20 protein-coding genes are annotated in these 21,952 nt (G+C 66.0%); 5 read left to right on the top strand and 15 right to left on the bottom strand.

Going from position 1 to position 21,952, the window contains the following annotated elements; all coding sequences use genetic code 11:
- Nucleotides 1-127: 127 nt before the first annotated feature.
- Nucleotides 128-1,066 (top strand): CobD/CbiB family protein, encoded by a 939-nt coding sequence (locus BC1002_RS11000; protein ID WP_013090113.1) that lies wholly within the window; start codon nt 128-130, stop codon nt 1,064-1,066.
- 72 nt (nt 1,067-1,138) lie between these two features.
- Here the strand turns inward: BC1002_RS11000 and BC1002_RS10995 are convergent, their stop codons facing one another.
- Genes BC1002_RS10995 through BC1002_RS10985 form a run of 3 tightly spaced genes read right to left on the bottom strand, consistent with a single transcriptional unit; the run spans nt 1,139 to nt 3,706 of the window.
- Nucleotides 1,139-1,459: a putative signal transducing protein gene (locus BC1002_RS10995; protein ID WP_013090112.1), complete on the bottom strand. Its 321-nt coding sequence runs from the start codon at nt 1,457-1,459 to the stop codon at nt 1,139-1,141.
- 1 nt (nt 1,460) lies between these two features.
- Nucleotides 1,461-2,450 (bottom strand): ribosome small subunit-dependent GTPase A, encoded by a 990-nt coding sequence (gene rsgA / locus BC1002_RS10990; RefSeq protein ID WP_013090111.1) that lies wholly within the window; start codon nt 2,448-2,450, stop codon nt 1,461-1,463.
- Nucleotides 2,447-3,706: a M48 family metallopeptidase gene (locus BC1002_RS10985; RefSeq protein WP_013090110.1), complete on the bottom strand. Its 1,260-nt coding sequence runs from the start codon at nt 3,704-3,706 to the stop codon at nt 2,447-2,449. Before BC1002_RS10985 ends, rsgA begins: the two co-directional genes overlap by 4 nt.
- A 227-nt stretch (nt 3,707-3,933) precedes the next feature.
- Between BC1002_RS10985 and orn the strand changes: the two genes are divergently transcribed.
- Complete coding sequence (orn, locus tag BC1002_RS10980; RefSeq protein WP_013090109.1) at nt 3,934-4,545, top strand: oligoribonuclease; 612 nt, start codon at nt 3,934-3,936, stop codon at nt 4,543-4,545.
- A gap of 38 nt (nt 4,546-4,583) precedes the next feature.
- Here orn and mog read toward each other — a convergent pair whose 3' ends face one another.
- The gene (gene mog, locus BC1002_RS10975; protein WP_013090108.1) at nt 4,584-5,228 is read right to left on the bottom strand and encodes a molybdopterin adenylyltransferase; all 645 of its coding nucleotides are present in this window, start codon (nt 5,226-5,228) and stop codon (nt 4,584-4,586) included.
- Nucleotides 5,209-5,826: a ribosome biogenesis factor YjgA gene (gene yjgA, locus BC1002_RS10970; RefSeq protein ID WP_013090107.1), complete on the bottom strand. Its 618-nt coding sequence runs from the start codon at nt 5,824-5,826 to the stop codon at nt 5,209-5,211. Before yjgA ends, mog begins: the two co-directional genes overlap by 20 nt.
- Nucleotides 5,827-5,977: 151 nt before the next feature.
- On the opposite strand from yjgA, the gene pmbA reads away from it, so the two are divergent.
- The gene (gene pmbA / locus BC1002_RS10965) at nt 5,978-7,348 is read left to right on the top strand and encodes a metalloprotease PmbA (RefSeq protein WP_013090106.1); all 1,371 of its coding nucleotides are present in this window, start codon (nt 5,978-5,980) and stop codon (nt 7,346-7,348) included.
- Nucleotides 7,349-7,445: 97 nt separating this feature from the next.
- Here pmbA and BC1002_RS10960 read toward each other — a convergent pair whose 3' ends face one another.
- The 9 genes from BC1002_RS10960 to BC1002_RS10920 form a co-directional block, all read right to left on the bottom strand.
- On the bottom strand, nt 7,446-7,946 hold the full coding sequence (locus BC1002_RS10960; RefSeq protein ID WP_013090105.1) for a dihydrofolate reductase: 501 nt from the start codon (nt 7,944-7,946) through the stop codon (nt 7,446-7,448).
- 71 nt (nt 7,947-8,017) lie between these two features.
- A complete protein-coding gene (locus BC1002_RS10955) occupies nt 8,018-9,577 on the bottom strand; it encodes a sigma-54-dependent transcriptional regulator (RefSeq protein WP_013090104.1) in 1,560 nt (519 codons plus the stop codon).
- A gap of 24 nt (nt 9,578-9,601) precedes the next feature.
- Nucleotides 9,602-11,053, bottom strand: a complete 1,452-nt coding sequence (locus tag BC1002_RS10950; protein WP_013090103.1) for a hypothetical protein — start codon at nt 11,051-11,053, stop codon at nt 9,602-9,604.
- Nucleotides 11,054-11,147: 94 nt separating this feature from the next.
- Entirely contained in the window at nt 11,148-11,957 is an 810-nt protein-coding gene (locus BC1002_RS10945; RefSeq protein WP_013090102.1) for a hypothetical protein, read from the bottom strand.
- A gap of 7 nt (nt 11,958-11,964) precedes the next feature.
- Nucleotides 11,965-12,678, bottom strand: a complete 714-nt coding sequence (locus tag BC1002_RS10940) for a C39 family peptidase (protein WP_013090101.1) — start codon at nt 12,676-12,678, stop codon at nt 11,965-11,967.
- Between the two features lie 105 nt (nt 12,679-12,783).
- Nucleotides 12,784-14,175 (bottom strand): serine-rich family protein, encoded by a 1,392-nt coding sequence (locus BC1002_RS10935; protein ID WP_013090100.1) that lies wholly within the window; start codon nt 14,173-14,175, stop codon nt 12,784-12,786.
- 25 nt (nt 14,176-14,200) lie between these two features.
- Nucleotides 14,201-14,878 carry a hypothetical protein gene (locus tag BC1002_RS10930; protein ID WP_013090099.1) on the bottom strand — a complete coding sequence of 226 codons (678 nt, stop codon included), beginning with the start codon at nt 14,876-14,878 and terminating at the stop codon, nt 14,201-14,203.
- Nucleotides 14,875-15,426, bottom strand: a complete 552-nt coding sequence (locus tag BC1002_RS10925) for a hypothetical protein (RefSeq protein WP_013090098.1) — start codon at nt 15,424-15,426, stop codon at nt 14,875-14,877. The genes BC1002_RS10930 and BC1002_RS10925 overlap by 4 nt, the downstream gene beginning before the upstream one ends.
- A gap of 118 nt (nt 15,427-15,544) precedes the next feature.
- Complete coding sequence (locus tag BC1002_RS10920) at nt 15,545-16,021, bottom strand: hypothetical protein (protein WP_013090097.1); 477 nt, start codon at nt 16,019-16,021, stop codon at nt 15,545-15,547.
- 538 nt (nt 16,022-16,559) lie between these two features.
- On the opposite strand from BC1002_RS10920, the gene BC1002_RS10915 reads away from it, so the two are divergent.
- Both BC1002_RS10915 and BC1002_RS10910 read left to right on the top strand, forming a co-directional pair.
- Nucleotides 16,560-17,954, top strand: a complete 1,395-nt coding sequence (locus BC1002_RS10915) for a sigma-54 dependent transcriptional regulator (protein WP_013090095.1) — start codon at nt 16,560-16,562, stop codon at nt 17,952-17,954.
- A 245-nt stretch (nt 17,955-18,199) separates the two neighbouring features.
- Nucleotides 18,200-19,171 (top strand): thymidylate synthase, encoded by a 972-nt coding sequence (locus BC1002_RS10910; protein WP_013090094.1) that lies wholly within the window; start codon nt 18,200-18,202, stop codon nt 19,169-19,171.
- A gap of 114 nt (nt 19,172-19,285) precedes the next feature.
- Here BC1002_RS10910 and BC1002_RS10905 read toward each other — a convergent pair whose 3' ends face one another.
- Nucleotides 19,286-21,808, bottom strand: coding sequence for a DUF6600 domain-containing protein (locus BC1002_RS10905; RefSeq protein WP_013090093.1), 2,523 nt, complete (start codon nt 21,806-21,808; stop codon nt 19,286-19,288).
- Between the last annotated feature and the right edge of the window lie 144 nt (nt 21,809-21,952).

Raw genomic sequence — 21,952 nt, 5'->3', positions numbered from 1 at the left:
GCCGACGATGCAAGTTGCGCGAACGACGCACTTGTCGGCGCTTTGTCAGCGTCCGCGTTCAGACTCATCCGACCCTGTGCTATCGTTATAAAACAATCGTAAAAACTTAAAAAGCACGGCGCATCGCATGACTTTTTTCTCCGTATTGCTGGCTCTGATCATTGAACAGGTACGCGCGCTATCGCCGAACAATCCGGTGTCCGCGTTGCTTCAATACCATGCGGAGTCGGCGGCGCACGGATTCGATGCGGGCAAGCAACGTCATGGTCTGCTCGCGTGGCTCGTAGTAGTGGTGCCCTGGACGCTCGCGGTCGCGCTGGTCTACTACGTGCTGTATCACATTCACTTCATGCTCGCGTTCCTGTGGAACGTCGTGGTCCTGTACTTCACGCTCGGCTTCCGGCAGTTCAGCCACTACTTCACCGACATCCATCTCGCGTTGAACAACGACGACGTGCCCCGCGCGCGCGAAATTCTCAACGAATGGACCGGGCTCGAGACAGTCGACATGCCGGTCAGCGAGATCGTGCGTCACACGTTGATTCACGCGGTGGTCGCGTCGCATCGCCACGTGTTCGGCGTGTTCTTCTGGTTCCTGATTCCGGTCGGTCCCGCCGGCGCGGTGCTGTACCGTTGCGCGGAATATCTGGCGCGCGCATGGGCGCGGCCGGCCGACGACCGCACCGTCGCGTTTTCGAGCTTCGCGCAGCGCGCGTTCTTCGTGATCGACTGGGTGCCGGCGCGGCTGACGTCGCTGGGCTTTGCGATCGTCGGCAATTTCGAGGATGCGATTTACGCATGGCGCAATCATGCGCGGCAGTGGCCCGATACGAACGACGGCGTATTGCTCGCCGCGGGGAGCGGGGCGCTCGGCGCACGCCTGGCCGGACCGCTCGCGGAGCCGTCGAGCCTCGACGCGCTCGCCACCGGCGACGGCGGTCCGATGCAGGTCGGCGACGACTGCACTCCGCGCACGCTGCAATCGGCGGTGGGGCTGGTTTGGCGCGCGGTCGTGCTGTGGATGATCCTGCTGTTGATGTTGACCATCGCGGTGTGGCTCGCCTGAAGCAGCCACGCCACGCGCGCAGCACAAGAAAAAGCCGGGCGTCGCCCGGCTTTTTCCATTCCCGACTCCGTTTCACCCCTGCAACGGATCGCGCACAGTCCCGCATTGCCAGCACACGGTGAACTGCGCCTCGAGCATCTCGCCGCACTGCCGACATTGCCATAGAGGCGCGCCGGGCGCGGGTCCTCGAGACGCCGCTTCGATCAGCCGCCGCGCGACCGCCTCATCGCGTTCATCGACGAGCCAAAGCTCCGGCGCGCACTGATCGGCCGGAATCTCGCCGAGCGCGCCGTTCAGATAGCGGTTATGCAGCTCGCACGCGATGCCCGCGGTCTCCAGCACGTTGACCCAATGCTGTCCGATGATCAGGTTCGGCGCGCGCATCAGTTTCATGTCAGCGGACGATCTGGCTCGCCTCGTGCACGAGTTGCGCATAAAGCGCATGCCGTTCGCGGCGGATGCGGCCGTCGGCGACCGCTTCGAGGATCGCGCAGCCAGGCTCGTGCAGATGATGGCAGTTATAGAAACGGCAGTTCGGCAGCAGCGGCCGGAACTCGGGGAACGCGCGTTCGAGCCGGCCTTCGGTCAGATGGTGCAGGCCGAATTCCTGGAAGCCCGGCGAGTCGATCAGCGCGCCGGCCGCGCCGTTGACGGCATTCACGCCGGCCGTATCCGACGAATGAGGCAGCGGATAAAGACGCGTGAACGTCGTCGTATGGCGCCCGCTGTTCAACGCGGTCGAGATCTCGCGCGTCGCCACTTCGGCATCGGGAATCAGCAGGTTCACGAGCGTCGACTTGCCCATGCCGGACTGGCCGAGCAGCAGCGTCGCGTGACCGTGCAGATGTTCGGTCAGCGTGGCGCGGGCGGCCTCGGGCTGCATGCGGATCGACACTTCGAGCACCGGATAGCCGAGCGCGCGATACGGCTCGAGCCGCTTGCGCGCGCCGTCCAGAGCAGCGGTGACATCGATCTTGTTCAGCACGATCAGCGGCTTCAGTTCGTTCGCCTCGGCTGCGACGAGCGCTCGGCCGAGCAGATCCTCGCTGAAATGCGGCTCGGTCGCGAGCACGATCAGCAGCTGGTCGAGGTTCGCGGCGAACAGCTTCGACTTGTACTGATCCGAGCGGTACAGCAGATTGCGCCGCTCGCCGATTTCGACGATCACGCCTTGATCCGCCGAAGTCGGCTCGTAGATCACCCGATCGCCGACCGCGACCTCGCTGCGCTTGCCGCGTGGGAAACATTGCAGCGGCGCGCCGCCGTCTTCAGGAGCGACCAGATAGTGTCGCCCGTGCGCGGCCACCACGAGCCCGCCCGTGCGCGTGCCGTGCATGCCGGACCCGGCACCGCGCGCCGCTTTCTTCGGAGCGCGGCCGCTCATGCGTGCTGCAGCAGTCGGTCGATCCGCTGCGACGCCGGCGGATGCGAGTAGTAGAACGCGGTGTAGAGCGGGTCGGGCGTCAATGTCGACGCGTTGTCCTCATACAGCTTGACGAGCGCGTTGATCAGATCGTGCGCGTTGGTTTGCGTCGCGGCGAACGCGTCGGCTTCGAACTCGTGCTTGCGCGAGCTGAGGCTGCCGAGCGGCGTGACGAAGAACATGAACACCGGCAGCGCGAGGAAGAACAGCACGAGCGCGAGTCCGCTGTTGCCGCCAACGAGCGACGGCCGCACGCCGAGCCCTTCGTAGAACCACACGCATTGCGTCAGCCAGCCGAGCAGCGCGAGCATCGCGAGGCTGATCGCGAACGTGACGAGCATGCGCTTCATCAAGTGACGGCGCTTGAAGTGGCCAAGCTCGTGTGCAAGCACCGCTTCGATCTCACGGCCCGACAGGCGCGCGAGCAGTGTGTCGAAGAATACGATGCGCTTGCTCGCGCCGAAGCCGGTGAAGTACGCGTTGCCGTGCGCCGAACGGCGGCTGCCGTCCATCACGAACAGACCCTTCGCGGCGAAGCCGCAGCGCTTCATCAGCGCCTCGATGCGAGTCACGAGCGCTTCGTCCTTCAGCGGCTCGAACTTGTTGAAGAGCGGCGCGATGAAGGTCGGGAAAATCAGCAGGGCGAACATCTGGAACGCGACCCACACGACCCATGCCCACAGCCACCACAGATTGCCCGCGCGGTTCATCAGCCACAGCACGACGAACAGCAGCGGCAGGCCGAACGCGATGCCGAGCAGCGCGCCCTTCAGGCGGTCCAGGAAGAACAGGCTTTTGCTCATGCGGTTGAAGCCGAAGCGCTGCTCAATGACGAACTGCCGGTAGTACTCGAACGGCAGGTCGATCGCGCTCGTGATGGCAATCACTGCGGCAACCAGCGCGATCTGGCCGACGTAGCCGCGGCCGAGCCGGTCGGAGATTGCGAGATCGAGCATCTGCACGCCGCCGAGCAGCGTGAGCCAGATTAGCACGGCCGCGCCGACGACGATCTCGACCATCGCGAGCCGCGTGCGCTCGACCGTGTAGTCGGCCGCGCGCTGATGCGCGGTGAGCGCGATGGTGTTCACGAACTGGCTGGGCACCTGTTCGCGATGCGCGACGACGAAGCGGATCTGCCGCGACGCGAGCCAGAGTTTGGTGCCGACCATCGCGACGACGGCGACGATGAACAGGGCGGTGAAGTACAGGGTAGGCATCCGAGGATTCCGTGGTATCTATGCGAGAATTATATGTTTCTTCCCGCCTCAGGGCGGAGATACGGTTTAACGCGACGGTTTAACGCATTAGCCCCGGGCAGCAGTTCACGTCGGCGCTTCAGCGCGGCCGGCCCGGCTCGAACCGCGCGATTCCATTTCAAACGAACACATGCCGCGCCGCGCGGGTTTCCAGCGAAGCCCGCGGCGCGGCCCTCAGGGTTGCCTTCATGACTGACATCCTCGCATCCACCGAACAGCCGCCGCTCGTGCGCAGCGACATGAATCTCGTCTGGCTGGACATGGAAATGACCGGGCTCGAGCCCGACACCGATCGCATCATCGAGATCGCGGTGGTGGTGACGAATTCGACGCTCGACAGGATGGTCGAAGGTCCGGTGCTCGCGATTCATCAGAGCGATGAGACGCTCGCGAAGATGGACGAGTGGAACCAGAACACACATGGCCGCTCCGGGCTGATCGATCGCGTGAAGGTGTCGACGGTCAGCGAGGCGGACGCGACCGCGCAGATTCGCGAGTTTCTCGGCCAGTACGTGCCGCCGGGCAAGTCGCCGATGTGCGGCAACTCGATCTGCCAGGACCGCCGCTTCATGGCGCGCTGGATGCCAGATCTGGAGAGCTTCTTCCACTACCGCAACCTCGACGTGAGCACGCTGAAGGAGCTGTGCCGGCGCTGGCAGCCGGTGATTTACAAGGGCTTTCAGAAGCGCGCGATGCACACCGCGCTGGCCGATATTCACGAGTCGATCGACGAACTGAAGTACTACCGCGAGCATTTCCTCGTGCCATCGGCGCCCGACGCCGCCGCGAGCGCTAAATAAAGCGCGGGCCTGCACCTGCAGGCCCTAATCATCGAACCTCAGTCCTGCCGCGGCGCGCGTTGCGCGCTCTTCGGCCGGAACGCCTTCACGACATCGGCGTTGGTTTCCACGTAAGGCCCGCCGATCAGGTCGATGCAGTAGGGCACCGCCGCGAAAATTCCCGGCACCTTGACCGCGCCGTCATCGCGCAGGCCTTCCAGCGTTTCCCGGATCGATTTCGGCTGGCCGGGCAGGTTGATGATCAGCGCGGCGTGTTGTTCAGTTTCCCGGATCACCGCGACCTGGCGCGACAGGATCGCGGTCGGCACGAAATTCAGGCTGATCTGGCGCATCTGCTCGCCGAAGCCCGGCATCTCCTTCGTCGCGACCGCTAGCGTTGCCTCGGGCGTCACATCGCGGCGCGACGGGCCGGTGCCGCCGGTCGTCAACACCAGATCGCAGCCCACTTCGTCGACCAGCTCGATCAGCGTCGCCGAGATGGTCGGCGCGTCGTCGGCGATCAGCCGCGTGACGACCTGCCACGGCGAGCTCAAGGCCGCGCCGAGCCACTCCTGCAGCGCCGGAATGCCTTTGTCCTCGTACACGCCCATCGACGCGCGGTCGCTGATCGACACGAGGCCGATCACGATTTCGTCGGGGTGGTTGCGTTGCTTTTTACGTTGATCAGGCGTCGCGGTCGTCATCGTCGTCTTCGGGAACGAGGTTGGCTTCGTGCGCGTCTTCGGCTTCGTCGCCTGCGCCGGCCGCGTTCTTGATCCACTGGAACAGCTCGCGGAAGTAGCGCGGCGGCTTGCTCTGTTGCGCTTCCTTGCGCGCGTTGCGGATCAGCGTGCGGCCCTGCTGAGGGTCGGCGGCTGGGTGCTGGCGGATGAACTCGGTCAGTGCGGCGTCGTCGGCGAGCAGCTTTTCGCGGGTGCGCTCGATCCAGTGGAGCTTAGCCGTTTCCGTCTTGTTGACGCCGTTGTAGGTGTCGAGCGCGGTGCGCAGTGCGGCGGTTTCGGTGTCGAGCAGCGAGCGCATCACGCGGCCGACGTACTGGATCTGGCGGCGCTTGCCCTCGTGATCAGTGATGCGGCGCGCTTCGCGCACGGCTTCGTCGAGCTTTTCGGGCATCGGCATGCGCTTGAGCGCGTCTTTCGGCAGCGCGACGAGCGCCGCGCCCAGATCCTGCAACGCCTGCATTTCGCGTTTGACCTGGGACTTGCTCGGACGATCGTAGCCGTTTTCATCGACTTCCGTGACGACGGATTCGATCGGTTGAATGCGGGTTTTGCGTGTCATGCCGGTATTGTAACTTGCCGCGCCGGCCCGACCCGCGGCGGCGCGTACCTTGCTATGATCGCGGGATGCATTTATCCCGCACCCGCGCGCCTCGCGCCGAACACGGTGCGCATACAAAGGGCCGCGCGGCCCCAACAGGACGGCAACCACAATGGCAGCAGACATGGACGTCAAGCAGCGCTTTTTTCCGCATACCCAGGATGAGCTGAAGGAAATCGCCTCGGACATCCTCCGTCACGCGAAGGCGCTCGGCGGCACCGACGCCGCAACCGAAATCTCCGAGGGCGACGGTCTGTCCGTCTCCGTGCGGCGCGGCGAAGTCGAGACGATCGAGCACAACCGCGACAAGATGGTCGGCGTGACGGTGTTCATCGGCAACAAGCGCGGCAACGCGAGCACCTCGGACTTCTCGCCGCAGGCCTTGAAGGACACGGTCGCGGCCGCCTACAACATCGCGCGCTTCACCGCCGAAGACGATTGCGCGGGCCTCGCCGAAGCCGAGCTGCTCGAAACCGCGCCGCGCGACCTCGACCTGTATCACCCGTGGAATCTGTCGGCCGACGAAGCGGTCGAAATCGCGCGCCGCGCCGAAGACGCCGCGTTCGCGACAGATCCGCAGATCAAGAACTCCGAAGGCGCGAGCGTGTCGGCGCAGCACTCGCAGTTCGTGCTGGCGACCTCGCGCGGCTTCCTCGCCGGCTATCCGTATTCGCGCCACTACATCGCGTGCGCGCCGATCGCCGGCAGCGGCCGCAACATGCAGCGCGACGACTGGTACACGTCGACGCGCAGCGCCGACGAACTCGCCGATCCGGAAGCCGTCGGCCGTTACGCGGCGCAGCGCGCGTTGGCGCGCATCGGCGCACGCGGGCTCGATACGCGCAAGGTCCCGGTGCTGTTCGAAGCGCCGCTCGCGGCAGGCCTGCTCGGCGCGTTCGTGCAGGCGACGAGCGGCGGCGCGCTGTATCGCAAGACCTCGTTTCTGGTCGACAGTCTCGGTAAGCCGGTGTTCGCGCCGCACGTGCAGGTGGTCGAAGATCCGCACGTCGCGCGCGCGATGGGCAGCGCGCCGTTCGACGAGGAAGGCGTGCGCACGCGCCAGCGCTCGGTCGTGAAGGACGGCGTCGTCGAAGGCTACTTCCTGTCCACCTACTCGGCGCGCAAGCTCGGCATGAAGACCACCGGCAACGCGGGCGGCTCGCACAACCTGTCGCTGCTCAGCTCGAACACGCGTCCCGAGGACGACTTCGAGGCGATGCTGAAGAAGCTCGGCACGGGTCTCTTGCTGACCGAGCTGATGGGGCAGGGCGTCAACTACGTGACCGGCGACTACTCGCGCGGCGCGTCGGGCTTCTGGGTGGAGAACGGCAAAATCCAGTATCCGGTCGAGGAGATCACGGTCGCGAGCACGCTGCAGGAGATGTTCCGCCATATCGTCGCGATCGGTGCGGATACGATCACGCGCGGCACCAAGCAGACCGGCTCGGTGCTGATCGAGCGGATGACGATCGCGGGGCAGTAAGCCGCGTGGCGCGTTCTGGCGCCGCCCCGTATCAAACGAAAACGCCACGCAGCTCAACGTTGCGTGGCGTTTTTTATTGCATGCGTGGCGCGTGCCGTCAGACGTCCTTGCGTTGATACGTGACGAATGCGTAATCGAAGTCGTTCGGCGCATTCGAGTGATGCGCTTCGCGCGCGATTTCTTCCCACACGTGCGGGTCGATCGCCGGGAAGGTCGCGTCGCCGACGAAGTCGGCAGCGATTTCGGTGACGATCAGCTTGTCCGCGTGGCGCAGCCCTTCGTCGTACAACTCCGCGCCGCCGATCAGAAACGCCTGCGGCGCCTGGTCCTGCGCGGCGAGCGCGAGCGCTTCGTCGAGATTGGTCGCGGTGTCGCAGCCCTGAAAGCGCCGCGAGGCATCGCGCGTGACGACGATGTTGCGGCGTCCCGGCAATGGCCGGCCGATCGATTCATGCGTCTTGCGGCCCATGATGATGGGCGCGCCCATCGTCGTGCGCTTGAAGAACTTGAGGTCTTCGGGCAGTCGCCAGGGCAACTGGTTGTCGCGGCCGATCACGCCGTTGCTGGCGCGAGCGACGATCAGGGTGAGCGTCGTCATCGAATGGAAAGAGGTGGGTAACCGGGCGATTCTACCCGACGCGCGGATGCGCACCGGTGTCCGCCCGTTGCTCACCTCCGCGCCGGGCCGTCGGTGGCGAGCTCTTCCTTGTCGTCGGCGCCACCCGGTTCGCGCAAACCGTGCACGCCCATCAGCCGATACAGCGTCACGCGCGAAATGTTCAGATCCACCGCCGCCTCGTTCAAGCGGTGCCGATGGCGCAGCAGCGCGGCCTCGATCGCGCGCTTCTCGGCGGCCTCGCGCGCCTGCGTGAGCGTCATGCTTTGCTGCTCGGTGTTGCCCGCGAGGTCGAGGTCGTCGGCTGAGATCAGCTTGCTCTCGGCCATCACGATCGCGCGGCGCACGCGGTTGATCAGCTCGCGCACGTTGCCGGGCCAGTTGTAGTTGTAGAGCGCCTCGATCGCCGACGGCGTGAAGCCGCGAATCTTGCGCGCATTGTCGGTCTTGAACTTGTGCAGGATGTGGTACGCGAGAATCTCGATGTCCCGCCCACGTGCGCGCAGCGGCGGCTCGTCGACGCGCAGCACGCACAGGCGATGAAACAGGTCGGCGCGGAACTGGCCGTCGCGCATCGCGCCGTCGAGATCGACGTGGGTCGCCGAGATGATGCGCACGTCGACCGGAATCGAGTCGCGTCCGCCGAGCCGCTCGATCTTGCCTTCCTGCAGAAAGCGCAAAAGGCTCGCCTGGCTTTCGAGCGGCAGGTCGCCGATCTCGTCGAGAAACAGCGTGCCGCCGTCGGCCGCCTCGACTCGGCCGATCTTGCGCTGATTCGCGCCGGTAAAGGCGCCTCGCTCGTAGCCGAACAGTTCGGATTGAAGAAGGTGATGCGGAATCGCGCCGCAGTTGATCGGCATGAACGGCGCCTTGCGGCGCGGCGAGCGCTCATGGATCGCCAGCGCGGTCAGCTCCTTGCCGGTGCCCGATTCGCCCGCGATGAACACGCTCGCGTCGGTATTCGCGACCTTGCGGATCGTGCGAAAGAGCTGCTGCATCGCCTCGCAGGTGCCGACCATTTCCTCGTCGCCTGCTTCGCTGGCGGGCGGCGGGAGTTCCGGGTCGCACAGCGTGACCATGCCGAACGCGTGGCCGGCCAGATAGTCGATCGTCGCGTGCGCGACCGGCAGCTTCACGAAGTCGAAGCAGAAGTGGCGCACGAGGCGTCGCACCAGCGGATCGTTGAGCCGCTCGTTGCTCGCGAGCGCGATCCAGCCGATCTGCTGCTGACGCAGGCTCGCCTCGAGCCCGCCGATGTCGCGCGGCGCGAAGCTCGCCAGATCGACGATGCCCGCGCACGCGAGGTCCGGCTTCAAAAGCCGCCCGAGTTCGTGCGCCGAGCGCGCGGCCGCGACCTGCCAGCCGCGGCTTTTCAGATGCGCGATCAGCGTTTCGTCAGGGGTGCGCGCGACGTACAGCAAGTGTCGCGCGACGCCGCGCATCGCCGCGCTCGCCGGGGCGCCGGTCTGCTTGCCAGGCGCTGGTTCGACGGCCGGCGCCGCCGCGGCCCCGGCGGCTGACCCGGCGGCGCGCTGCTTCGGCACCGCGAGCGACAGATGCGATCCCGCTGCCGCGACGGCAGCCACGCTGCTCAGATGAGGTGATTCACGCACGTTCGACCTCGTATCGTTGGCACGTCAGAAGGTGTACGGAAAGCGCACGCCGACCACGAAGTTCGGCGTGTCGGGTGTGAGTCCGATCGATACCGAGCCGTTGATGGTCAGGTGCTTGTTCACGACGTGGTTCAGGCCAAAATTCATCGCCGCGGCCGTAGTTTCGCTGCCCGGCACTTTCTGGTAGCTGCCGCCCGGCGCCTTGGTCTTCGACTCGGGTTCGAGCGCCATCGTGAACGACACGCTGGCCGAATCCTTGTCGGAGAACGCGAGCGCGACGCCGCCGCCAAATTGGACGATATCGCCAAGCTTGACCGTCGCCGGTTCGGTTTGTCCCTGCACCGACGAAATGTCCGCGAACGAACGCGCGATGTTGTAGGTGTAGGAAACGCTGCCGAACAGCACGACCGGGTCGTAGGTCTTCAGCACCGACAGACCCGCGGTGATGTTCCAGAAACCGGTGCCGGTCGGCAGTCTGGTCGGCGCGACGAGGTTGGTATTGTCGGCGTCGACCTGCACGACTTTTTCGCCGAACGGCGAGCTGCCGGTCGGCGCCTTCACGCGCAGACTGCCGACCACGTCCGGCAGCGCGTTGGTTTCCCTGACGAACTGGTAGTAGATGCCGAAGTTCACGTCGCCGATGTCGTGACTCGACACCGTCGCGTCCGACAGCGTGCTCGCCGCGCCGCCCGCGCCGCCGACGATGAAGGTGCTGCGCCGGTACACGTACGGCACGTCGACGTCGACGTTGATGCGGTCGGACACGCCGTAGCGCGTGTCGAGGTCCGCCATCACCTGGTGCGACTTGGTCTGGCCGAGGTTGATGTTGCCGAGAAAAATCGCGTCGAGCGCGAGGAAGCCCGACAACTGCAACTGGCGACGGTCGTAATAGGTGTCGCTGATGCCGAAGTCCATCGTCAGCTTGTGGTCGAACAGCGGCGCATGCTCGCGCTGCACGACCGCCTGCTCGGCCTGCGTGCGCACCGGTTCGTTCGCGCGCTGGGTCTGACCGACCGCGCCGCTGCCGTCGGTGGCGGCGGGCAGGCCGCCGGCGCTGGCGGTGCCCGCGTTGCTGCCGTCCGGCGTCGGCGGATTGACCGGCACGCCGGTCGCGGTGCCGGTGGTGCCCGCCGGCGCGGGCGCGCCAGGCGCGATCTGCGCGAGCGGCGGTAGCGGCACCGGCAGGCCGTCGGCGCCGGGCTGCTCGGCCACCGTGCCGCTGCCCGCGGGAGCGCCGGCGCCCGGCACGCCGCGGCCGCGTTGCGCCATCTCGAGTTCTGTGACCTGGCGTTCGAGTGAATGGATCTGCCGCTGCTGCTCGTCGACGACGCGCATCAGCGTGTTCAGACGGTCCTCCACGGATTGACCGGCGAGCGCCTGCGCGCTCGCCGGCTGAGAAAGAGCCCCAAGCATGACGGCGGCCGGAATGGCCGCGAGAGCCATGCGCGGGGCCCTGGTCGATGACACTTTTTTCATTTTTTGCTCCCCCGGTGGTCCGGCCGCGCGGTGCCGACTGCGCGGCCGTCTCTTTACTGCTTGTGGTGCAACTGGCGGGTGGCGGCCCGCGCCGTTATCTCCTGTTTTGCAGTGCCTGCAGTACGCCTAACTGACGAAGCATCGAAGCCGACATCTGCTGGGTTTGCAGATGCAGTTGCAGGGCGTTGGCGACTTGCTGGTTGTTGCCTGCGATCTGCAGCAACTGGGCGATCTGCCCGTTGCTCGGCGCGATGGTCTGGGTGGCGAGCCCAGCGGGTGTCCGCAGCGCGACATTCACGCCGTTGCTGCCGAACGAAATGCCGGCTTTCACCGAGCCGGTCGAATTGCTGGCCGATGCCGACGGCGCGTTGGCGGAGCCCGTCAGCGTCGGGGCGCTGTTGTTGAAGTCGATCAGCGCGGAGTTGGTGCCGCTGTTGCGATCGCCCGCGACCTGGGTGATCTGCGACACGCCGTTGACGCCGATGCTCTGGCCGCCGCGCGCGCGGGCATTTGGGTAGGCGCCCGAATCGTCCGCATGGCCGTGCGCGCCGCCGCTCACGCTCGCGAACGTGCTGACGGAACTCGTGAGCTGGCCGCTGCCGTTCTGCACCGCGCTTAGCGAGCCTTGAGCGAGCGCGTTCGCGCCATTGGGCAAGTGCCATTGCGAAATGACGTTCAGCACGAAGCCGGAAATCATCGTCGCGCCGGCGTATTTGCCGGTCTGGGTCGCGAGCACGTCGTCGCCGACCAGCTGCACTCGCAGCGGCTCGGCGCCCGGCTCGGACCGTATCGAAAGTTCGGGAGCCGGTGGCGAGGCGGCGCCCTCCGAAGCATGGGCAACGCTGCTTGCGCCGCAGCTGACGGCGCAAAGCACGAAGCCAAGCTGTGTGAAGTGTGACTTCATGACGGGATCAGAACATGTCTGCCTTGTTCAAGCCGTACTCGAAAAAGGGCGTCGCGGCGGTGCCGGCCGCCAGCGCGGCGGCGCGCAGCTTCAGCGCGAGCGACTCGTTGTCCTGCAACAGCGGAGAATCCTCCCTGAAGGGTTTGCCGAGGACCGCGAACACGAGACCGTTCCAGGTCTTCGCGAAGTCCTCTTCGAGCACGATGCGATTGCCGAGCGCCGGGTCCGCGATGAACACGCGGCCGTCCTGCGCGTGCTTGACGATCACGAAATGCTCGTAGCCGTCGAGGTTCATCAGGACCATCACGGGGATCTGAAGATGGTGGAGCGCGTCGACGCTGACGCGAAAACCGCGGCCGCGCAGTCCGATGGTCTCGACGAAGTGCTTCATGTCGAGCATCGAGAAGCCGTTCCTGACGACGACTTCGGGCGTCGAGAAGAACATCATCCGGCGGATAAGTTCGGTTTCCGGAATATCGATGCCGTAGCCGTACTTGAGGAGGGTGGCGAGCGCCGCCGCGCCGCAGCTGTAGTCGAACTGCTGATTGACGATGTGGTTGTAGCGCAGGTCCTTCATCGAATGGACCGTCTTCGTCAATGGCACGCCGGCGAACGCGGACGTGTCGATGCTCGACTGTGCGGCGGCGTGATCCGCGCACAGCACGCAGCCTGCCAGCGCTACGGCGAACGGTAGCGCGGGGAACCCGTTGAACCCGGTCATGCTGGTCTCCTGCCCGATCCGCGCCGGCAGCTTCTATGGCTGCCGGCGCGCCCTACCGACTGCTTTGTGCTTCTTCTGCTTGCCCGCGGTCGTCGCGTCGTCGGCTTACTTGCCGCTGTTAAGCGCCGCGATGGCAAGGCCGTTGTGCTGCAAGTTGCCCGCGCCGCCGGCGATGTTCACGCCGATGTTGCCGGAGGCGCCTTTCAACGTATCGGCACCCAGACTCGCGGTGCCCTGGAATTGCCCGTGAACGACCATCGTGGCGGATTGCGAGTTGTCATCCGTCGCATCCATCGCGGTCGTCAGCGCCTTGCCCGGCGAGGTCGTCGTCACCGCGCCGGCAAGCGCGTTGTCCTGCGCGTTGCCGATACCCGAGGCGATGTTCACGCCGACGTTGCCCGTCACGCCCGACAGCGACCCGTTGCCGACCGACGCGTTCAGATTGAAGTTGTGGATCGTTGCGCTGCCGCCCGAGGACTGCACGTTGAAGGCCTGCGCGTTGCCGAACACGTTGCCGACGTCGACCGACGCGAGCGACACGTCGTTGCTCTGCGCGTTGTCGATGCCTTCCGCGATGTTGATGCCGAGGTTGCCCGACACGTTGCTGGCCGCGTTGGTGCCGGTGGTCGCGTTCAGCGTGGCGGCCGTTTCGTTGTTGATGTGCTGCGTGATCGAGCCGCGCGTCGTGACGTCGGTCGTCGTCATGCCCGCGTCGACACCCCATGCGGCACCATACGAGTCGCTCGATGACGAGCGGCTGCGCGAGTAGCTCGACGATTGCTCGCCGACCATCGCATAGCCGGAGCCTTCGCTCGCCTTGAAGCCCCACGAGCGGCTTTGCCCGGACGCTTCGCTCGCTTCGAAGGCGCCGGCGACGCCCGACGAGTTCGAGTAGCCCGATTCGCGATAACCGGCCTGCAGGCCGCCGCGGGCGCTGAACGAGCCGCTGCCGTGCGAGAACGTGTTGTGGTCCTGATAGCTGTAGCTGCCGCCGATCGAGCCGCCCGCCGAGATATGGCCGCCCGAGTTTTGACTCGTGTGCGAGAAGCTGCCCGCGATGTGGGCTGCCTGCTGGCTCGTTTGATAGCCGCCGCTCGTTACGCTCGCACTCTGATTGCCGTACGCATAGCCGCCGGAGGCTTCGAAGCCCTGCGAGCTCGAACTCGACGACGCATGGTTTTGCGTCGTGAACGCGAATGCCGAGCCGCCGCCTCTGACCGACGTTCTGCTGTTGTTCAGGGTCGTGGTCACGCTGCCGCTGGTGTAGGTCTGCGCCTGCGGATCGAGCGTCGCGTTGACGTTGACCATCTGATTGTTGTTGATCACCGCGTTAGCCGCGCTGGAGACATGCACGCAGCCAAACAGTCCGACCATACCTTCGACGCCGACCATCTCGCCGACGACCGTCGTATTGAACAGGTAGGCCTTCTGCGGCGCGGCAAGCACGCTGCCGGATGCGGCAACGAGAACGGCCGTGGCAATAAGAGTGCGCTTCATGATTCGCTCCGATACTTAAGTGTGGTCAGTTAAAAAAAGTGCCCGCCGGGGGACGGAGCACAAAGCTGTTTGCCGTGGCATTACCGGCGCCGGCTGCCTGGTTGATCTGCACGATTCCGCTCGCGTTACGGAAGGCATGGCTGGAAATGCTTGCCTCGCGCACGCTGTGAATCGCGTTCGACTGCCCCGAACTGCCGTTTTTCGGGGCCGTCGCGGATAGCTCCCCATCCGAGACGGTCTCGACTCCGAGCGCCGCAGTCCCGATCTGGGTGCTGTTGCGCTGCAGATTCCCTGCTCCGGCCGACTGGTTCACCAGCACCGCGCCGGAGGTGTTCGAAAACGCATTGACCTCGATCGACGCTTGCGCGCGCGGCACGTTCGCGACCACCGACGCGCTCTGCACGCTGGTGTTCGCGTTGCCGACGGCGCCGCCTTTCGTCACCGTGATCTGGTTGGCCTGCGCGTTGTCGAGGCCGGCGGTTTCGTTGACCGAGAGCGCGCCCGTCGCACCCATGCCCGCGCCGCTGCCGATCGTCGCGGTGGCGCCGACGACGGGCACCGCCGGCGACTGCGCGTGGGCCTCGCCGGCGACGAGCACAGCGACGCCCATGCACAGGCACGCGCAAACGCGCAGGGCAGTGCGCGCCGCAGTGAAGTGCACTGATGGGAGCGATTGCAGCGAGGGGCGCAGGCGTGTGCTCATTTCAGACCTCCGAGCGCGCCGCCGAGCACGTTCGACAACGGCGCGAGCGCGCCCGTCACCGACGAGCTGATCGTGCCGCCGACGCCCGTCGCCGGTCCGCCGATGCCGCCCGCGTTCATTGGGATCGTGCTGCCGGTCGCCTTGCCGGAGAGGATCTGCGTGACGGCCTGCATGCCGGTGCCGCCGAGCACGCCGCCAGCGGCGACGCCATTCGAGCCGTGCGCGTTGGTCAGGTCGGTGTCGCCGACGAGCGTCGCGATCGTCGGGTCGAACGAGTTGGCCGGGAACGTGGTGGCGCGCACCGCGACCGGGTCCTGGTCGCGCGGCACGGGGACGAACGCGTCGCGCGGCGTGACGCTGCGCTCGACGATGATGTCGCCCGGATTGGCGACCTGCTCGGCATAGGCATGGCTCGCGAAGCAGGCGCTGATGAGGACGCTCGCGAGGAGGGCGGTGCTGGCCGAAGCGGCGCGCGACAAGACGGGAGCGTTGCTGAACGACGCCGCCGGCAGCCCGGGGGCGTGCGGCGTCTGGTCATTGGTACTCATGTCCCGGTCCCTTCTCTGTTGTTGCTTGTGTCCCGCCGTCGTGGGGCGCTGCTTCTCGCGCGGCCACCGGTCCCGCATTTCGCTGGTTATGTGCTATCGGTTCGATGCTTCGTCTTGCTTACTTGCGCTGGTATGTCGCGACGTTGCCCTGGGCGGCGCGCGCGGCATCGACGGGCACGGGCAGCGGCGACGGTGGGGCGATCTCGTCCCACAACGTCACCTGGTTGCCGCCGCTTTGCATCAGCTGCGGCGTCGCGGCGACCATCAACATGCCGACCGCGCCGCCGCGTTGCCGCGACAGCACCTGGTCGTCGAGCGAAATATCGTTCATGGATGCAGCATCGGCCGCCGGGTTCGACGCGTTGGCGTCAAGCTGGCTGTCGTCCTCGGCGGCAAGCGGTGTGATTGCTCGCAGGGTGGCGGGGGCGGGGTCCGAGGCATCGTTGGAATCCGCCAGCGTGACGGATCGCGTCGGGGCGGCTTGCGCTGTTGGGGTGCCTGCACTCGCCGGCAGCGCGCTGAGTGCAAGGGCTGCGCAAATCGCGAAGAATGGGGCGCGGCGGCTTAACAGATCGATGCGGAATGCAAGTCGCATGATGTATCTCCCTGGTGCTCGCCAATTAGCGAAACATGTGCCATCGCTCGCAATCCATTGATGCGTCGGGCGCCAACCAGCGGAAAGACGACTAATGTGTTCCAAATCGGGAAAAAACGTTGCAGCACTGAAACGGGTCAGCAGAAAATACCTATAATTCGCTAATCGCCGAGGTACGAACTACTGTCGCGACAACGCCACGAAAAGCGCTTCCACTAATGTTTTATTTGTCGGCTGAATAAATCGCGATTGGCCGCTAAGCCATGATGGGCAAGGGGTCCATCGATTAAATTCGCATAATTGTTTTCGAAGCGGCGCACGTATAGTAAGCTCTCGAAAACAGCTTCAGATTTAAAAAAGGCCCATATCAGGCCGTCTCAAACACACACGCCGCTTTCTTGGGGATCAGCTGTCCGCACGGAATGGAATGGCCGTTCGGGTTTTGCGATTCGCGAATCCCGAACGAGTCAGCGTGTCTGAACCGCAGTTTCAGGTGCATGCGTCGTCCTTAACGTTCGTTGACGAGAGGATCTGAATAATGGAACCCGCAACGCGGCAACTGATTTACGTTTCGCGTGACCCGAGCGCGGAACTGAATACGCGTTTTATGCAGCGTGGCTGGCATGTGGAAGTCGTGGGATCGGCGCGCGATGCGCGCCGGGCAGTGCGCACCGGCTCGGCAGCTGGTGGCCTGCTCGATTTGTCCAGTGATTTCCAGCCGCACGAAATCGCCGCTTTTGAATCCTGTCTGACCATGCCGAACGTCGGCTGGGTGGCTGCCACCGCGCCTGGCCAACTGCAAGACGCGGCGTTGCGCCGGCTCGTGCGCGACTACTGTTTTGATTACGTGACGGTGCCGTCTTCTGGCGACCGTATCGTCGACTCGGTCGGTCATGCGTACGGCATGATCTCGCTGAGCGACACGACCTCGCACGAAGGCTTGCAAGGCGCCGAGGGCGAGATGGTCGGCTCCTGCGACGCGATGCTCGCGCTGTTCCGCTCGATCCGCAAAGTCGCGATGACCGACGCGCCGGTGTTTATCTCCGGCGAATCGGGCACCGGCAAGGAGCTGACAGCGGTCGCGATTCATGAACGCTCGGCGCGGCGCAACGCGCCGTTCGTGCCAATCAATTGCGGCGCGATTCCGCCGCATCTTCTGCAATCGGAACTGTTCGGCTACGAGCGCGGCGCGTTCACCGGCGCAAACCAGCGCAAGATCGGGCGCGTCGAGGCGGCCAACGGCGGCACGCTGTTTCTCGACGAAATCGGCGATCTGCCGCTCGAAAGTCAGGCGAGCCTGTTGCGCTTCCTGCAGGAGCGCAAGGTCGAGCGGCTCGGCGGACATACCGCGATCGACGTCGACGTGCGCATCATTTCGGCTACACACGTGGACATGACCGCGGCGATGATCGAAGGACGCTTCCGTTCCGACCTGTATCACCGCCTCTGCGTGCTGCAAATCGACGAGCCACCGCTGCGCGCGCGCGGCAAGGACATCGAACTGCTCGCGCGGCACATGCTCGAACGTTTCAAGAAGGATGCAAGCCGCCGTCTGCGTGGCTTCGCGCCCGATGCGATCGCCGCGCTGCATAACTACGGCTGGCCCGGCAACGTGCGCGAGCTGATCAACCGGGTGCGGCGCGCGATCGTGATGTCGGAGGGACGCGCGATCACCGCGCGCGACCTCGAACTCGCCGAATACGTCGAGATCGTGCCGGTATCGCTCGCGCAGGCGCGCGAAGCGGCTGAACGTCAGGCGATCGAGCTTGCGTTGCTGCGCCATCGCGGGCGGCTCGGAGACGCGGCGCAGGAGCTCGGCATCTCGCGGGTGACGCTGTACCGGCTGCTGTGCTCGCACGGCATGCGTCATATGGAAGGCGAGCCGATGTCGGCGCCGCACGGCGATTTGCCAGCGTCGGTGCAGCATCTGTAAGTGGCGAGGCTGGCGACGCGGCATCTGAAGGTCTGGCGCGTCGCCTCGAAGCACTTTTGCGTGCACGTGTTTGCCGATCGTATGCCGCGTACCGCAGCGTTTTCCTTCCCGTCTGAAATCCCCCTCGTTATTTCCCACGCGTCGCGCCATGCTCCGGCGTCGTCCCGTCGCGCTTGTTAGAATCGGGCTTTGCTCAATTCCGTGAGCGCGCCTGATCGGGTTCGCGCCGCGTCGAAGGAAACCGCATGAAACAATACCTGGACCTCGTCCGCACGATTCTCGACACCGGCACGTGGCAGGAAAACCGTACCGGCATCCGCACCATCAGCATGCCCGGCGCGATGCTGCGCTTCGATCTGCAGCAAGGCTTTCCGGCGGTCACGACGAAGAAGCTCGCGTTCAAGTCGGCGATCGGCGAGCTGGTCGGGTTTCTGCGCGCTTCGCGCAGCGCCGCGGATTTCCGCGAGCTCGGCTGCAAGGTGTGGGACGGCAACGCGAATCAGAACGCGCAGTGGCTCGCGAATCCGTATCGCGAGGGCCCGGATGATCTCGGTGATGTTTACGGCGTGCAATGGCGCAAATGGCCGGCCTACAAGGTGCTCGACGCCAGCGCTAGCGCGCAGCTCGCCGACGCGCAGGCGCGCGGTTTTCGCGTGATCACGCAGTTCGACGAAGATGGCCGCTCGAAGGTATTGCTTTACAAGGCGATCGATCAGCTGCGCCAGTGTCTCGACACGATCATGCAGAACCCCGCCGATCGACGGATTCTGTTCCATGCCTGGAATCCGGCCGTGCTCGATCAGATCGCGCTGCCGGCTTGCCACCTGCTGTACCAGTTTCTGCCGAACGTCACGCGCCGCGAAATTTCGCTGTGCCTGTATATCCGCAGCAATGACGTCGGGCTCGGCACGCCGTTCAATCTGACCGAGGGGGCGGCACTGCTGCATCTGGTCGGACGGCTGACGGGCTATACGCCGCGCTGGTTCAGCTATTTCATCGGCGACGCGCATATCTACGAGAATCAGCTCGATATGCTGCAGCAGCAGCTCAAGCGTGAGCCGTACGAGAGTCCGCGGCTCGCGATTTCCGATCGTGTGCCCGATTATGCGAAGACCGGCGTGTACGAGCCCGAATGGCTCGAGAAGATCGAGCCGGCGGATTTCTCGCTGGTCGGCTATCAGCATCACGAGCCGCTGACGGCGCCGATGGCGATCTGATCTGACGCCGGTGGAAGCGGGGCGATAGCGTTCGCCCTCGTCGAATATGGTAGAAAAAGCCCCGCGATGGTTCGCATCGCGGGTTTTTTTTTGCCTGAATGGCAAGTGTCCTGCTCAGCTTCTGTGATGCTCGTCGCGATTGCCTCCGCCTTGGTGTTGCTCGACGTGTTGCGGTTGCGGCTGGGGCTGCGGACGTGGCTGCTGCACCTGCTGAGGCCGCGGTTCGGGGCGCGGCTGCGGCATCTGCATCTGCGGACGCGGCTCCGGCCGGGCTTGCGGCATCGGCTGCGGACGCGGCTCGAAATGCGGCTGCTGGGCCTGCTGGAACTGCGGCGCGGGCCGAGGGGCTTGCGGCATCGGCTGCGGACGCGCTTCGAAATGCGGCTGCTGCGCCTGCTGCATCTGTGGTTCGGCCCGCGCTTGCTGCGGCGGGACGGCGCGCGGCGCCTGTTGCATCGCAGGCGGATGCCAGTTCGACGCAGGCGCCTGTTGCTGCACGGCCAGGTTTTCAGGCGGATGCGGCACACCGGACTGAGGCGCGAAGCTGGGCTGTTGCGGTCGGCCAGGCTGTTCGATGCGCGGTGCCTGCTGCGCCATCGGCGGATGCGGCTGCGTCCATGCTGGCTGAGACCTGCCGACGGCGCCCCATTCCTGCTGCGCACCGTGTTGCCGTGCGTGCGCCGCCGCGTCGGCGGGATTACCGCCAGCTGCTTGCGGCGGCCGCGGCACACCGTTCGACGGATGGCCCATATTGCCCGCCATCCCGCTTTCGCCGGGCTGCGGCGGACGCCCGTTGCCGATCATCTGCGGCGGCATGCCCGGACGCGCTTGCGGCGGCACTGCGCCACGCGGCCCCACGGCGCCCACCTCGCCGGGCCGCTGGCCGCCCTGCTCGATGCCATGCGGCGCGTTGCCCCCTATTGCGCCAGGTGTACCAGGCGCACCCGCCGCCATCCCCGGCGGACGTCCCGGCACGTGCGATTGCACGACCCGCACGTTCGCCATCGGCAGCGCGCCCGGTGCGCCGGACATATGCGCGGGCACCGAGGTGCGCACGACCGGCTGGCCGCCGCCGGGCACCCGACCGCCGCTTTGCGCGAAGCGCTGCGCGAGTTCGTCGTGAAAAGCGGCGGGCGTGACGGGATTGCGGGTCGCGACTACGGGCCGGCCGACGACGTTCGCCGGTGGCCGATAGTTCGCGCGCCGCAGATCCGACCCGAAGCTTTCTCGCACCGGCGCGATCCCCGGTGCGCCGGGGTTGATCCGCGCGTTGCGCCACTGCGCCGGGTCGACCTTTTGCGAGAAGCGTCGGACCGGCTGCCCGTGCACGAACGCGGTCGCCGGCACGGCCGTCACACAGCCCGGCACGCGATAGTTCACGTACGTGTTCACGTTGCGGTGGTAGTCGTTGAAGATCGTCGCCCGGTTCACGCGGTTGTAATACCCGGCGCTCCAGCGATCGTGACCGCCCCAATGCGGATGCCACGGCTCGCCCGGCCCGAGCGGAAACCACGCGACCCCCGCCGCGACGACGCCGCCGACCACCAGGTTGACACCCCAGTCGGCGCCGCCGTCGTCATCACCGACGAACGCGACCAGCGCCGGCGCATAGGCCGGCGCCACGTCCGCGTCGAGCGGACCGGGCACCCAGGCCCACGTGCCGTCGATCTCGGCCCAGCGGCCGTAGTGGTATGGCGCGAAGCCCCACGGCTGGTCGTCGACCCAGGTCCAGCCCCAAGGCGCCTGCCAGACCCAGTGGCCGTCGTGATACGGCGCCCAGCCGGCCGGCGTTGTGTTCGGCACCCACACCGCGCCGTACTGCGGCGTCTCGCGCCAGGTGCCGTTGGCATCGAGGTCCGCGTAGCCGGGGATGTCGCGCGACACGTAGCGCGCCGACAGCGAGCGGTCTTCAGTGGCGTCGCGGCTGGCGGCCCATTGGTCTAGTTCGTCGGCGGCGGGCGCGCGGTTGTCGGCGAGTTGCTGCAGGTTGGTGCCGGCGAAGCGGATCTGCTGACCCGCCGCGACCGGCATCTGGCCGCCATCGCCATAAGCGATCGCGCTGCCGCTGCGCACGGTGACCGTCGTGCTGCTGCCGTCGGGCGCGACGTCGACGCGGTAGTCGCCGGGACCATTCACGCCGAGCGCAAGGTTCGGCGTGTCGATTTCATACGACGACCCCGGCGCGAGTTCGCGCACACGAGTCGACAGCGTGCCCTGCGCGACTTTCAGTTGCGCGGTCGTATCGTCGAGATTGAGCACGTCGAGGCTCGTGTTCTGGCCGAGGCGCACCGCGGTCGAGCCGATGTGCAGCTCGGAGCGTGCATTCTGGTCGTTCCACAGCTGGTCGCCGGTCGTCAGCGGCCGGTTGATCTGGGCATACGACCAGTCGGTCGCGCCGGCGGGCTCGGTGGTCACGGCGCCGGCCGTGTAGTTCAGACGCGCGATGCGCCCCGGCGGATCGCCGCCAACCGGTTCGCCGCCCGACCCGATGGACGCCGCGGTTCGCGGCGCGGATGGCGCTTCCTGCGCGACAGCGGTTTGCGCGGCGAGCGCGACGACTGCGGCCGCGATCAGCGCATAGCCGCTTATCCGGCGATAGGTCCCGGCTTGCCGCCCGGATTGCTTGGCGTGTGTCATGACTGATCTCCGACGGACGCGGCAATCGGCCGGGTCCGTTCAGTCACTGTACCTGCCGCCTATGTTTCAGGGCACGCACATTTGTAAGGTGGATTCGCTGCCCTGTAACAAAAGGTCTCGCGCGGGTCTCGCGGCTCCGCAGCA

The sequence above is a fragment of the Paraburkholderia atlantica genome (assembly GCF_000092885.1).
Classification (GTDB): domain Bacteria; phylum Pseudomonadota; class Gammaproteobacteria; order Burkholderiales; family Burkholderiaceae; genus Paraburkholderia; species Paraburkholderia atlantica.
The sequence above is the reverse complement of the archived record's forward strand: the minus strand, read 5'-3'. Positions and strand labels throughout refer to the sequence as shown.